We start from the raw sequence: 12,575 nt of genomic DNA, 5'->3' as shown, positions 1-12,575 counted from the left end.
CCCAGCTCACCCGATCCATGCAGCAACAAGTCGGTACCGCGATGACCAAGGGGGCGGCCTGGATGGTCGGCCTCAAGCTGCTGGAGCGCAGCATCGGCTTCATCTCCACGCTGGTGCTGGCGCGCCTGCTGCTGCCGGAAGACTTCGGTCTGGTGGCGATGGCGATGGCCCTGCTGGCCTTCGTGGAGATCGGCGGCCAGTTCGGCTTCGACCTCGCGCTGATCAGCAAGCGCGATGCCACCCGAGCCCATTACGACAGCGCCTGGACCCTGCAGTTCGGCTACGGCGCCGTCTCGGCCCTGTTGCTGCTGGCGCTGGCCTGGCCCCTGTCGCTCTATTTCAAGGAGCCGCGGCTGGTGGCGATCATCGTCGCGCTGGCCCTGATCTCGCTGGCCCAGAGCACCGAGAACATCGGCATCATCGACTTCCGCAAGGAGCTGAAGTTCGGCCGCGACTTTCAGCTGCTGCTGACCAAGAAGCTGGTTTCCTTCACGATCACGCTCGCCCTGGCCTACACCTTCCGCAACTACTGGGCACTGGTCGGCGGCTATGCCGCCTCGCGCGTCTCGGGCGTGCTGCTGAGCTACAAGCTGCACCCCTACCGTCCGCGCTTCGATACCTCCGAGATCCGCAACCTGTTCCGCTTCTCGCGCTGGATCCTGCTGCGCAGTCTGCTGGACTTCTTCATCGAACGCTGCCCCGAGTTCCTGATCGGCCGCGTCTTGAACGCCAACCAGCTCGGTCTGTACCGGGTCTCGCGCGAGATCGCCACCCTGCCGACCACCGAGCTGATCTTCCCCATCATGCGCGCGGTCTTCCCCGGCTATTCGGCGATCGCGCATGACCGCGCGGCGCTGACGCGCAGCTTCCTGCAGGTGCAGGCCACGATCGTGATGGTGGCCTTGCCGGCGGGTCTGGGCATCGCGATGCTGGCCGACCCGATCGTGCGCCTGCTGCTGGGCCCGAACTGGCTGCCGAGCATTCCCCTGATCCAGGTGCTGGGCCTGTATGGCGCGGTGACCGTGTTCCAGGCCACCAATTTCTCGATCTTCAATGTGCTGGGCATCCCGCGCTGGGGCGCCGCGCTGAAGGCCGTCGAGGCGGTGACGCTGCTGGCCCTGCTGGGTCTGCTGGTCTGGCTGGAACAGGGCCTGCTGGCGATGGCCTGGGCGGTGTTCGCGGCCCATGCGCTGGTGATACCGATCGGCGTCGCCCTGATCCAGCGGCTGCTCAAGATCGGCTTCTGGGACCGCTTCCGCCTGGCCTGGCGCCCGGTCCTGGCCTCCGGCATCATGCTGGCGGCCCTGGCCTTGCTGCAGCAGCACCGCAGCGCCGCCGTCGACGCCCCCTCGGCCAGCCTCGAGTTGCTGCTCAGCATACCGCTCGGTGCGGCCAGCTATGTCGGCAGCCTGCTGCTGCTGTGGCGTCTGGCGGGATGCCCGGAGGGCCCCGAGCAGACCATCCTCGGCCTGATCCGCCGCCGACTGGGCCGCCCGGCCCCCATCCAGTGATGTCGAGACCCCGATGAAGCTCTACTACTTCAAAGACGCAAAAGGCAATTTTGGCGACGACCTGAATCCCTGGCTGTGGGAGCGGTTGCTGCCGGGCGTGCTGGATGAGCGTGCGGACGAGATCTTCGTCGGCATTGGCACCCTGCTGAACCATCGCATCCCCGCCGCGCCCGTCAAGCATGTGTTCGGCAGCGGCTACGGCTATGGCGAGAAGCCCGATGTGCGGCAGAACTATGTCTTCCATGCGGTGCGCGGCCACAAGACCGCCCAGGCGCTGGGCCTGTCGCCCGACCTGGTCTATACCGACGCGGCGGTGCTGGTGCGGGCGGTCGAGTTCCGCCGCGCGCCTGCCCGCGAATTCCGCTTCGGCTTCATCCCGACCGGCCACACGATCGCCAGCTACGACTGGCAGCCGCTGTGCCGCGAGCTGGGCTGGCATTTCATCAGCCCGCAGGGGCAGGTGGAAGACATCCTGTACCAGATGAGCCGCTGCGAGACCCTGGTCTGCGAGGCCATGCATGGCGCCATCGTGGCCGATGCGATGCGCATTCCCTGGCTGCCGATCCAATGCGACGGCATGGTGCTGGGTTTCAAGTGGGAGGACTGGCTCGGCACCCTGGAGCTGCCCTACGAGCCCAGCCTGATCACCCCGCTCTACGCGCACCAGGAGCCGATGGGCGCGGGCGCGCAGCTGAAGAACGAGATCAAGCACCGGCTGCGGCAGTTCGGCGTCTGGTCCTCCAGCTGGACCGCTCCGGCCCCGCGCGCGACCGGATCCGCCGCGACCGCGAGAGCGCTGCAGGACCTGCGCCGGCTGGAGCAGAAGTCGCCCTATCTCAGCCGTGAGCCCCTGGTCCAGCAGCATACCGAGCGCTATCTGGCGCTGCTGGAACGGTTCAAGCAGGCACGCGCCTGAGCCCGCTCCGCCCCATCCAAGAAAGCCCAAGCCGATGAAGATCGCCCTGCTCTGCGCCGGCCTCGGCAATATCGCGCGCGGCCACGAGGTGTTCGCGCGCGACCTGTTCACCCTGCTGGGCGACAGCGTCGACATCACGCTGTTCAAGGGCGGCGGCGCGCCGGCCGAGCGCGAGCTCGTGATCGCAAATATCTCGCGCAACGATCCCGCGCTGCAAGCGGTGCGCATGCCCACCGCCTCGCCCAAATGGGAGCAGGTGGCGATCGAGCAGGAGCGCCTGCGCATCGAGGCCGAGACCTTCACCCACGCGGCGCTGCAGCCGCTGCTGGAAGGCGGCTACGACATCATCCACTGCCTGGAGCGCGAGGTCTGCGAACGGCTCTACGGTCTGCGCCATCTGTTCGCGAACCCGCCCAAGATCCTGTTCTCGAACGGCGGCGCCATCCCCGCGGCCGATCTGCCGCCCTGCGACGCGGTGCAGGAGCACACGCCCTACAACCTGCAGCGCAGCGCGCGCGCCAAGGCCTTCATGATCCCGCATGGCGTGGACACGGAGCGCTTCCATCCCGAGGTGCCCACCGAGTTCCGCGCCCGTCATGGCATCCCTGCCGACGCCTTCGTCGTGATCAGCGTCGGCACCATCTGCTTCTGGCACAAGCGCATGGACCATGTGATCCGCGAGATGGCGACGCTGCCCGAGGTCTGGCTGGTGATCGTCGGCCAGGAGAGCCCGGACACGCCGGCGATCAAGGCGCTCGGCGAGCAGCTGATGCCGGGCCGCATCGTCTTCACCAAGCTGCCCCATGCCGAGCTGCCGACCGCCTATGCCGCGGCCGATGTATTCGTGCTCGGCTCGCTGTTCGAGGCCTTCGGCATCGTCTACGTCGAGGCGATGGCGATGGGCCTACCGGTGATCAGCACCGAGCACCCGAACCAGCGCGGCATCGTGCAGGAGGGTCTGTTCGTCGACATGGCCAGGCCCGGCGCCCTGAGCGCCGCGCTGCGCGCGCAATCGCGCGAGCAGCTGCGCGCGCTGGGCGAGCGCGGCCGCCAGGTGGCGCTGCGCGACTACGACGTGCGGCGCCTGCGCGAGCGCTATCTGGCGGCCTACCGCGAGCTGGCCGCGCGCCAGGCATTGCTGCCGCGCTGGACCCTGTCGAGCCGGCTGGCGGCGCATGCGCGCGGCGTGCTGAAGCAGCTGCGCCGGCAATGGGTGCGCTGATGGCCGGGCCGCTGCCGCTGCTGCAGGGCTTCCAGCGCTTCGATCCGAGCGGCTGCGCCTTCCCGCCGGTGGCTGTGCCGCTGCTGCCGGTCGCCAACGCGCGCGGCTGGCGCCTGCGCGCGCGGCAGGAGCCGGGAACGCCGGCCGCCAGCCATCTGCGCCGCTTCGGCCGCGGCCGCTACGCGCTGCACCAGGCCTACCGCCTGGCCGGGCTGAGGGCCGGCGGCCTGCTGCTGGCGCCGGCCTACCATTGCCGCACCATGCTGGACCCGGCGATCGCGCTGGAGGCGCGCATCGCGCTGTACCCGGTCGACGCGCAGCTGCACCCCGACCTGACGGCCCTGGCCGCCCTGCTGGACCAGCCGCAGACCGGGCCGCGCGTGCTGCTGTTGAGCCATTTCTTCGGCTTCCCGGTGCCGGAGCCGACCCTGCAGGCCCTGCTGGCGCTGTGCGAGCGGCATGGCGTGCCGCTGATCGAGGATTGCAGCCATCTGTGCATGCCGGTGCTGTGGCAACGCCAGACCTGCAACACCGGCCGGCGCGGGGCCTTCGGTACCGCCTCCAGCTACAAGTTTTTCCCGGTGCCCGACGGTGGCGAGCTCTGGTCGAACGCGGCGCCCTTGCCGCAAGACCTGACCCTGGCGCCGTCACCGCGCGAGGAGCTACGCGGCCTCAAGCATCTGCTGGACGCGGCGCTGCGCGGGCGCGGGGTGCGCGCGCCGTCCGCCACCGCGGCGCCCAGCCGCGACGGACTCGACGCCTATGCCGAAGGCCTGCGCTGCTCGCCCTTCTACGACCGGGCCCAGGAACGGCGTGGCGGCCTGGACCTCGCCGGCCGGCTCGCCGCCCATGCCGACCTGGACCAGCTGACGGCGGCGCGGCGCCGCCATTACGCCGCCTGGCTGCGGCATTGCAGCGGCCTGCCGGGCTGCCGACCGCTCTACCCCGAACTGCCGGACGAGGTGATTCCCTATATGTTCCCGCTGCTCCTGGACGACCCGCAGCGCCGCTTCGCGGCGCTCAAGCATCGCGGCCTGCCGATCTGGCGCTGGGATGACATGGGCCGCTCCGACTGCCCGGTTGCCGGTCAGGTGCGCCTGGGCCTGATCCACCTGCCCTGTCACCAAAGCCTGTCGCCGCGCCAGCTGGCCTGGATGCAGGACACGCTGGCCGAGGGGCTGCGAGCATGAGCGCCGGCAGGTGGCGGATCAGCCGTCTCAAGGGCGGGCTCGGCGCGCAGGCCGCCGCCTGGGACGAGCTGAACCAGCGCCGCTTCGGCGCGCATCCGCTGCTCAGCGCGCTGTTCGTTGACGGGCTGCTGGCGAGCTTCGGCCAGGGCGACGAGCATCTGTGCCGCCTGGACGGCGACGATGGCCGGCCAATCGCGATGTGCATCCTGCGGCCCAAGGGCCGCCTGGCCTGGCAGAGCTTCCTGCCCAGCCAGGCCCAGGTCGGCCCCAGCCTGCTGCCGGATGCGGCCCAGGCTCGCCAGTTGCTGGCCATGCTGCCCGGCATGGCGCTGCAGCTGGACCTGCTGTGCAACGATCCGCTGCTGGTGCCCGCCGGCGAACTGCGCGCGCCGGAGGCGATGCGGCTCGAGCATGCGCTGACCATGCATGTCGACCTGGCCGGCGGCGATTTCGATGCCTACTGGGAGGCGCGCCCGAAGAAGCTGCGCGCCAATATCAAGCGCTACAAGCAGCGGCTGAAGGCCGAGACCCAGTCGATCCGCTTCGAGGTGCACGAAGACCCGGCCGCGCTGGGCCCGGCGGTGCGGCGCTATGCCGAGCTGGAGACACGCGGCTGGAAGGGCCGCGAAGGCACGGCCCTGGGTTCGGTGCCCGAGCAGCTGCACTTTTACGAGACGCTGCTGGCCGAGGCCGGCGCACGCGGCCAGGCCGCGGTCTACGAGTACTACATCGACGAACGCCTCGCGGCCTCGCGGCTGACCATCGCCAGCGGCGACTGCCTGGTGATGCTGAAGACCACCTATGACGAGGAGCTGAGCAAGTTCGCGCCGGGCCGGCTGCTGCTGCGCCATCTGCTGCGGCACGAGTTCGGGCTGGGCCGGTATCGCCGCATCGAGTTCTACACCAATGCAAACCAGGACCTGCTGGCCTGGGCCAGCGGCCAGCGCTGGATCGATCATCTGAGCCTGTACCGCTACCCGCTGGTCAGCGTGATCAACGATGCCTTCCGGCCGCTGACCCGGCATCTGCAGCTGGGCACCGAGACCATGCTGCCGGCCGAGCAGCGGGTGCGGCGCTTCGACCGCGTCGAGGCCCTGCCGGACGATGCCCGCGCCCTGCTGGAACAGGCCGCCGCCGAGTCCAGCAGCAACTCGACGGCCTGGTATGGCAACCTCGCGCGCACCGTGTACGCCAGCGGCACCGAGCTGTGCTTCTACACCCTGGAGGAGCTGGAGCAGACGGTGGCCGTGCTGCCGCTGCGCATCGAGCGGCGCGGTCGCTCGGTGCGCCTGCATGCGCTGACCAACTTCTACTCGCCGCTCTATGACGCGGTGATCTCGCCGACGGTACGGCTGAACGCGCTGATGACCCTGGTCGCCACCCTGCGCCACGACCATCCGAAGCTGTGCTCGATCTATCTGGCGCCGATGGCGCCGGAGTCGCGCGGCTACCAGGCCATGGTCACCGCGCTGCGCAAGTGCAGCCTGCCGGTGTTCGAGTTCTTCTGCTTCGACAACTGGTATCTGTCGCCGGTGCCGCCCTGGGAGCAGTACCTGGCCTCGCGCGGCGGCCAGCTGCGCTCGACCCTGAAGCGGCGCGGCGCCAAATTCGTCGAGGCGGGCGGCAGCTTCGAGCTGCTGACCACCCCCGAGCAGATGGCCGAGGGCACCGCCGCCTATCTGCAGGTCTATGGATCCAGCTGGAAGCGCCCCGAGCCCTTCCCCGACTTCATCCCCGGCCTGTTGATGACCTATGCCCAGCGCGGCGAGCTGCGCCTGGGTGTGGCGCGCCTGCAGGGCCGGCCGGTCGCGGTGCAGCTGTGGCTGATCGGCCAGGGCCGCGCGGAAATCCACAAGCTGGCCTATGACGAGGCCTTCAAGCAGTTCTCGCCCGGCAGCCTGCTGACGGCCTTCATCATGCGCCATGCGATCGAGCAGGACCAGGTGCAGACGGTCGACTACCTGATCGGCGACGACGACTACAAGCGCGACTGGATGAACACCCGCCGCGAACGCTGGGGCGTAATCGCCTACAACCCGCGTCGCCTGGCCGGCCTGCTGGGCCTGCTGCGGGAGATGCTGGGGCGGGCGATCCGCAGCCTGTGGCCGCGCAGCGCCGGCAGTGCCTGAACCGAGGGTGAGCCCCGCGTCAAGACCTGGCCCCGGGGGCCGCCCACCGGGCAGCCGCCAGGACCCCGGCGTTAAGATGCCGGCGCCCTCGGCTGCGCGGTTCCGCCATGTCTGCTAATCCCTTGCCTTCCATGAGCTCCACCCGACGACACCTGCTGCTCGGTGCACCGCGCTTCACGGCCCAGGACCTGCCCGCCAGCGATGCCCTGACGGCCTGGCGGCAACTGCTATTGGCGCGCGGGCCGGCGCAGGCGGCCACGGCGGCCGGTGGCGAGTTCGCGGTGGCGCTGGAGGACGAGGCCGGCCGGGTGTTCCTGGCGGTCGACAAGTTCGCGGTGCACAGCCTGTGCTACCGCATCGACGGCGGGCAGCTGCGCTTCGCGGCGCGCGCCGACGAACTGGCCGATGCCACGCCAGAGATCGACCCGCAGGCCATCTTCGACTATCTGTTCTTTCACGCGATCCCCTCGCCGCGCACCATCTTCAAGGGCGTGTACCGGCTGCCGCCCGGACATTACGCCTGGTTCGAGAATGGCCAGCTGAGCGTCGCGCCCTACTGGCAGGCGCGCTTCGAGGAAGCCAGCGTGCCGCGCCCGCTGGACGAGCTGCGAGAGGAATTCCAGGGCCTGCTGCGCCAGGCGGTGCAGCGCCAGATCGGCCCCGATGGCCTGCCCGCCTGCTTCCTCAGCGGCGGCACCGACAGCTCCACCGTCGCCGGCATGCTGGCGCGCCTGGGCGACGGCACGCGGCCGCATGCCTATTCGATCGGTTTCCAGGCCGAGGGCTATGACGAGATGGAGTTCGCGCGCATCGCCGCGCGCCATTTCGGCTGCGAGCACCACGAGTACTACGTCACCCCGGAGGACCTGCTGCAGAGCATCCCGAAGGTGGCCGGCCATTTCGACCAGCCCTTCGGCAACTCCTCCGCCCTGCCCGCCTTCTACTGCGCGCAGCAGGCGCGCCAGGACGGCGCGACGCGCATGCTGGCCGGCGACGGCGGCGACGAGCTGTTCGGCGGCAACAGCCGCTATGCCAAGCAGCGCATCTTCAACTGGTACCAGCAGATCCCCGGCCCGCTGCGCCGCGGCCTGCTGGAGCCGCTGGAGCCAGCGCTGTCGCGCAGCGGCCTCGGCCTGCTGCGCAAGACTGGCAGCTATGTCGAGCAGGCCAGCGTGCCGATGCCCGACCGGCTGCAGATGTACAACCTGGTGATGCGCCTGGGCCTGAGCGAGGTGCTGAGCCCGGCCATGCTCGGCGCGATCGATACCGCCGCGCCGCTGGCGCACCAGCGCCAGGTCTGGCGGGCCACGCCGTCCTGCAGCGCGCTGAATCGCGAGCTGGCCTTCGACTGGCGCTACACCCTGGCCGAGAGCGACCTGCCCAAGGTGGTCGGCGCGACCGGCCTGGCCGGCATCGGCGTCGGCTTCCCGATGCTGGACGACGAGCTGCTGGACTTCTCGCTGCGCCTGCCGACCGATCACAAGCTCAAGGGCCTGCAACTGCGCTGGTTCTTCAAGGAGGCGCTGCGCGGCTTCCTGCCCGACGAGATCATCACGAAGAAGAAGCAGGGCTTCGGCCTGCCCTTCGGCGTCTGGACCCATCGCGACCCCAGGCTGCAGGCGCTCGGCGCCGACTCGCTGCGCGGTCTGGCCGCGCGCGGCGTGGTGCGCGCCGAGTTCGTCGAAGACCTGCTGAACCGCCGCCTGGCCGAACACCCGGCCTACTTCGGCGAGATGGTCTGGATCCTGACCATGCTGGAGCAATGGCTGCGCGCCAAGGCGCCGGACTGGCGACTGGCCTGACGGTAGCAGGCCGCCTCAGGCCTGCTGGCGCGCGAGGTCCTGCACTCTTGCGCCACCGGCCGTGGAAACCGCGGCCGTGTCATGTTCGATATGGAACAACGGCCGGCGCTTGGTCTCGACATAGGTCTTGGCCAGGTACTCGCCGATGATGCCGATGCACAACAGCTGGATGCCGCCCAGCAGGTAGATCGGCACCACCGTCGAGGCCCAGCCGGGCACCGAGCTGTCGGAGAACAGGCGCACCCACAGGGCCCACAACGTGATGCCGAAGCTGGCCAGTGAAATCAGCAGCCCGAGGCTGGTAATCAGGCGCAGCGGCATCGTGGAGAAGGAGGTCACGCCCTGCCAGGCCAGGCCCAGCATCTTGCTCAAGGGGTACTTGGACTCGCCGGCAAAACGCTCGGCCCGGTCGTAATAGACCTGGGCCGTGGTGAACCCGAGCTGCGGAATCACGCCGCGCAGGAACAGGTTGACCTCGCGATACTCGCGCAGCGCCTCCACCGCCCGCCGCCCGAGCAGGCGGTAGTCGGCATGGTTGAAGACGATTTCCACCCCCAGGCGCGCCAGCAGCCGGTAGTAGCCCTCGGCGGTCGCACGCTTGAAGAAGGTGTCGGTATCGCGCCGCTTGCGCACCCCATAGACGATCTCGGCGCCGCCCGCATGGGCCTTTAGCATGGCCGGAATCGCACCCAGATCGTCCTGCAGGTCGGCATCGACGCTGATCGTGGCGTCGCCGCGCGCCAGCATCAGGCCGGCCAGCACCGCCTGCTGATGGCCGCGGTTGCGTGACAGCTTGAGGCCGCGCACCCAGGGCGAGCTGCGTGATGCCGCCTCGATCAGGGCCCAGGTGCGGTCGCGGCTGCCGTCGTCGACGAACACCAGCTCGCTGTCGGCAGCGATCTGCCCCGCCTCGCACAACTCCTCCAGGAGCCGGCCTAGCCGCGCCAGGGTCTCACCCAGCACCGCCTCCTCGTTGTAGCAAGGCACGACGATTGACAGCCTCATGATCTTCCTTCGGTGGTGAGCCCGCCCCGGCCGAATGCCCAGAACTTGGCCAGCAGAAAGTTGTTCAGCATCACCAGCGCCGTGGTGAACAGCTGGGCCAGCAGCCAATGCAGGTCCAGCATCTCGACGCCGATGTACAAGAGCCCCATGTTCAACGCCAGCCCGATCAGCACGATGAGCAGGAAGCGCGGCCCGGCCACGCCGTGGCTCACCCGGCTGCGAAACACATAGCGCCGGTTCAACAGGTAGTTGAGCGCCGCACTGATCGCATAGCTCAGCCCGCTCGCCGGTACCGCTGGCCAACCCAGAGCGTCGATCAGCAGGGCCATCAGCAGATACTGCACGGCGGTCGCCAGCCCGCCCACCAGCGCAAAGGCCGAGAACTGCCAGCGCCAGCCCTTCATCACTGCGACTCCTGCTGCGGTCGCGACAGCAGGCATCCCAGCAGGACGCAAGGCACCCAGATCATCGGCAGGTGGTACTTGCTGGCGCTCTCAAAAATCGAGTGCAGGGCGAACAGATACAGCCAGCCCCAGATCAACCAACGCTCCTCATGCGCGCCCTGGTCGCGCCGCCCGGCGCGCACGGCCAGGGCCAGCAGCAGCCAGACCGCCAGCCACCAGAGGTTGGCCAGCAGCTTGGCCGCCATGTAGACGCGCAGATCCTGCGTACCGCCACCGATGCGCAGGGAGGCATAGATCGAGGCGCTGTCGTCGCCCATGAAGCGCAGCTGTTTCTCCAAGGCCAGCGCCGCGAACTCGCCGGGATGGCTGCGGATCCAGGCCAGCGCCAATGCCTTGCCCTGGCGGTCGCTTTCCAGCTCGCTCAGCCCCGACAGATCCACTTCGCCGCGCGGCGTGTAGCCCCCGTTGGCCAGCGGATTGTTGGCGCGATAGAGATTGCCGCCGCCATTGGTGCTGACCAGCACCGGCGCGCCCAGCACCTGCAGATTGCGCAGGGTCCAGGGCAGCACGACCAGCGCCGAACCCAGCAACAGCAGCAGGGCCGGAATCCAGACGCGCCGCAGCGGCAAGCGCAGGCACAAGAGCAGCAGCAGGCCGGGCAGCAGGAACTGCAGGCCGGGCTGCACCAGGATACACAGCCCGAGCGCCAGTCCGGCCAGGAGCGCCCGCCCGACATGGCGCAAATCCAGCAGCAGAAGCAGCAGCCAGGGCAGCAGCGCCAGCACCAGGGCCTCCTTCTCCGGCACGCTGGTCTGGGCCCAGAGATTCGGCCACAAGGCAAAGGCCCAGACCGCCACGCGCGCCGCCGTTTCGCCTCTCAGGTGTCGTGCCAGGCGATGGATGCCGCAGATGGCCAGGACAAAGAGACTGACCTGACTGAGCAGCACGGCCGGGCCTTCGCCGACCAACCTGATCCAGGCTGACAGCCACAGCGGGTAGCCGACCGGCCAGTAGGCCCAGGTGCCATCGGTCAGATAGGGCTGCCCCGCGGCCAGGGCGCGCGCCAGTTCCAGATAGGTGCTGCCATCGGATGCCGGAACCGAAGGAAAAACCACCGCCCAGGCCAGCCGGAGTGCCGCCCCTGCCAACAGGGCAACAGCCAGCCCCGGCAGCCCCGCCAGCCGCCCCCGCAGACCGGCCACCCGACCGCGCCCGATGACGAGCAAGGCCCACGCGACCATCAGGCCGACCAGGCCGACCACCGCTTCGGGCACCCGACCCGCGAAGGGGCTGACGCGCAGCAGCAGGATCGGCGTCGCGGCAAAGGCCAGCAGACACCAGAACAGCAGCAGGTAGTCCCAAGGTCTCGCCGTGAGCACTGCGGCGATGCGTCTGGCCCAGGGCGCGGGCCAGGACATCTCGGCGACGAGTCCGCTCGAATTCATGAGGCCAGCAGATTGCGCTGCAACCGTACGGCAAACCGCAGACGTTGGCGGTCCCAGGGCGTGAAGCGCGGGATCTGGAACAGATCGCCGCCATGACGCGCCGCGCCCCAGGCGGTGGACACCGCGGCATCGAAGCCCAGCTCGCGCACGAGCTCGGTGCTCTCGGCCGAATAGTCCTCGACCGGCCGGCCGTTCGGATAGGCGAACAACCCGACCCGCGCCCCCAGAAGGCCCTCCAGCGCCGCCTTGCTGTCGCCGATCTCCTGCCGGGCCTGCGCGCGCGGCAGGCCCGCCAGGATCGGATGCGACACGGTATGGGCGCCGATCTGCATGCCCGCCGCATGCAGGCCGCGCACCTGGGCCGAACTCATCATCAGATCGTCCGGCAGCACCGCGCCGCTGCGCTCCGCCAGCGCGGCCACCCAGTCCAGGCGCTCGGCATGGTCGAGGTACTTGATCGCCTTGATCGCGCGGTCGATCGCGCCGCGCCGGCCCTCGGCACCGTCCAGGATCAGCCGCCCCAGCGAGGCGGCCGGCGTGCCGGCCAGGTTGATCACCGGCAGCGCGCAGCGGCGGATCGCCTCGATCACCGTGTCGTTCCACATGCGGCCGCCATCAAGGAAGCCGGTCGCGACGAAGAAGGTGGCCGGCAGGCCGGCCTCGCGCAGAATCGGCAGCGCCACCTCATGGTTGTCGGCATAGCCGTCATCGAAGGTGATCGTGCAGGCGCGCGCCGGCAGGGTGCCGTTCTTCAGGCGCAGCGCCGCCTCGTCCAGCGGCAGCACGCGGAACCAGGACCTGAGCCAGGCGCACAGCTCGCGAAAGCGCGCCGCATGCATCTCCTCGGGGAACAGCGGGTCGGCCTCGGGCAGCACGCGATGGAAGATCAGCGTGGACAGCTTGGCTTGGGTGCCGCGGCCGGAGGCCAAGCTCATCAGGGTTCTCATCATC

At 69.4% G+C, this 12,575-nt stretch carries 10 protein-coding genes; 6 read left to right on the top strand and 4 right to left on the bottom strand.

What is annotated here, in order from left to right:
• Positions 1 to 17: 17 nt before the first annotated feature.
• The 6 genes from G8A07_RS12760 to G8A07_RS12735 all read left to right on the top strand — a co-directional run bounded on the left by G8A07_RS12760 (position 18) and on the right by G8A07_RS12735 (position 8,770).
• Complete coding sequence (locus tag G8A07_RS12760; RefSeq protein ID WP_195797346.1) at positions 18 to 1,511, top strand: lipopolysaccharide biosynthesis protein; 1,494 nt, start codon at positions 18 to 20, stop codon at positions 1,509 to 1,511.
• Positions 1,512 to 1,524: 13 nt separating this feature from the next.
• The gene (locus G8A07_RS12755; RefSeq protein ID WP_195797345.1) at positions 1,525 to 2,427 is read left to right on the top strand and encodes a polysaccharide pyruvyl transferase family protein; all 903 of its coding nucleotides are present in this window, start codon (positions 1,525 to 1,527) and stop codon (positions 2,425 to 2,427) included.
• A gap of 34 nt (positions 2,428 to 2,461) precedes the next feature.
• Positions 2,462 to 3,649, top strand: coding sequence for a glycosyltransferase family 4 protein (locus G8A07_RS12750; RefSeq protein WP_195797344.1), 1,188 nt, complete (start codon positions 2,462 to 2,464; stop codon positions 3,647 to 3,649).
• Positions 3,637 to 4,839, top strand: a complete 1,203-nt coding sequence (locus G8A07_RS12745) for a DegT/DnrJ/EryC1/StrS family aminotransferase (RefSeq protein WP_195797343.1) — start codon at positions 3,637 to 3,639, stop codon at positions 4,837 to 4,839. The genes G8A07_RS12750 and G8A07_RS12745 overlap by 13 nt, the downstream gene beginning before the upstream one ends.
• Positions 4,836 to 6,968 carry a GNAT family N-acetyltransferase gene (locus G8A07_RS12740; protein WP_195797342.1) on the top strand — a complete coding sequence of 711 codons (2,133 nt, stop codon included), beginning with the start codon at positions 4,836 to 4,838 and terminating at the stop codon, positions 6,966 to 6,968. The genes G8A07_RS12745 and G8A07_RS12740 overlap by 4 nt, the downstream gene beginning before the upstream one ends.
• Positions 6,969 to 7,099: 131 nt before the next feature.
• Positions 7,100 to 8,770, top strand: coding sequence for an asparagine synthetase B (locus tag G8A07_RS12735; protein ID WP_195797341.1), 1,671 nt, complete (start codon positions 7,100 to 7,102; stop codon positions 8,768 to 8,770).
• A gap of 15 nt (positions 8,771 to 8,785) precedes the next feature.
• Here the strand turns inward: G8A07_RS12735 and G8A07_RS12730 are convergent, their stop codons facing one another.
• Genes G8A07_RS12730 through G8A07_RS12715 form a run of 4 tightly spaced genes read right to left on the bottom strand, consistent with a single transcriptional unit; the run spans position 8,786 to position 12,559 of the window.
• Positions 8,786 to 9,775: a glycosyltransferase family 2 protein gene (locus G8A07_RS12730; protein ID WP_195797340.1), complete on the bottom strand. Its 990-nt coding sequence runs from the start codon at positions 9,773 to 9,775 to the stop codon at positions 8,786 to 8,788.
• The gene (locus tag G8A07_RS12725) at positions 9,772 to 10,179 is read right to left on the bottom strand and encodes a GtrA family protein (protein WP_195797339.1); all 408 of its coding nucleotides are present in this window, start codon (positions 10,177 to 10,179) and stop codon (positions 9,772 to 9,774) included. The genes G8A07_RS12730 and G8A07_RS12725 overlap by 4 nt, the downstream gene beginning before the upstream one ends.
• Positions 10,179 to 11,624 carry a hypothetical protein gene (locus G8A07_RS12720; protein WP_195797338.1) on the bottom strand — a complete coding sequence of 482 codons (1,446 nt, stop codon included), beginning with the start codon at positions 11,622 to 11,624 and terminating at the stop codon, positions 10,179 to 10,181. The genes G8A07_RS12725 and G8A07_RS12720 overlap by 1 nt, the downstream gene beginning before the upstream one ends.
• Complete coding sequence (locus G8A07_RS12715; RefSeq protein WP_249937321.1) at positions 11,621 to 12,559, bottom strand: polysaccharide deacetylase family protein; 939 nt, start codon at positions 12,557 to 12,559, stop codon at positions 11,621 to 11,623. Before G8A07_RS12715 ends, G8A07_RS12720 begins: the two co-directional genes overlap by 4 nt.
• Positions 12,560 to 12,575 lie beyond the last annotated feature (16 nt).

This window comes from Roseateles sp. DAIF2 (genome assembly GCF_015624425.1).
Taxonomy (GTDB): Bacteria; Pseudomonadota; Gammaproteobacteria; order Burkholderiales; family Burkholderiaceae_C; genus Kinneretia.
Note: the sequence above shows the minus strand (reverse complement) of the source record. Positions and strands in the feature narration are given on the sequence as shown.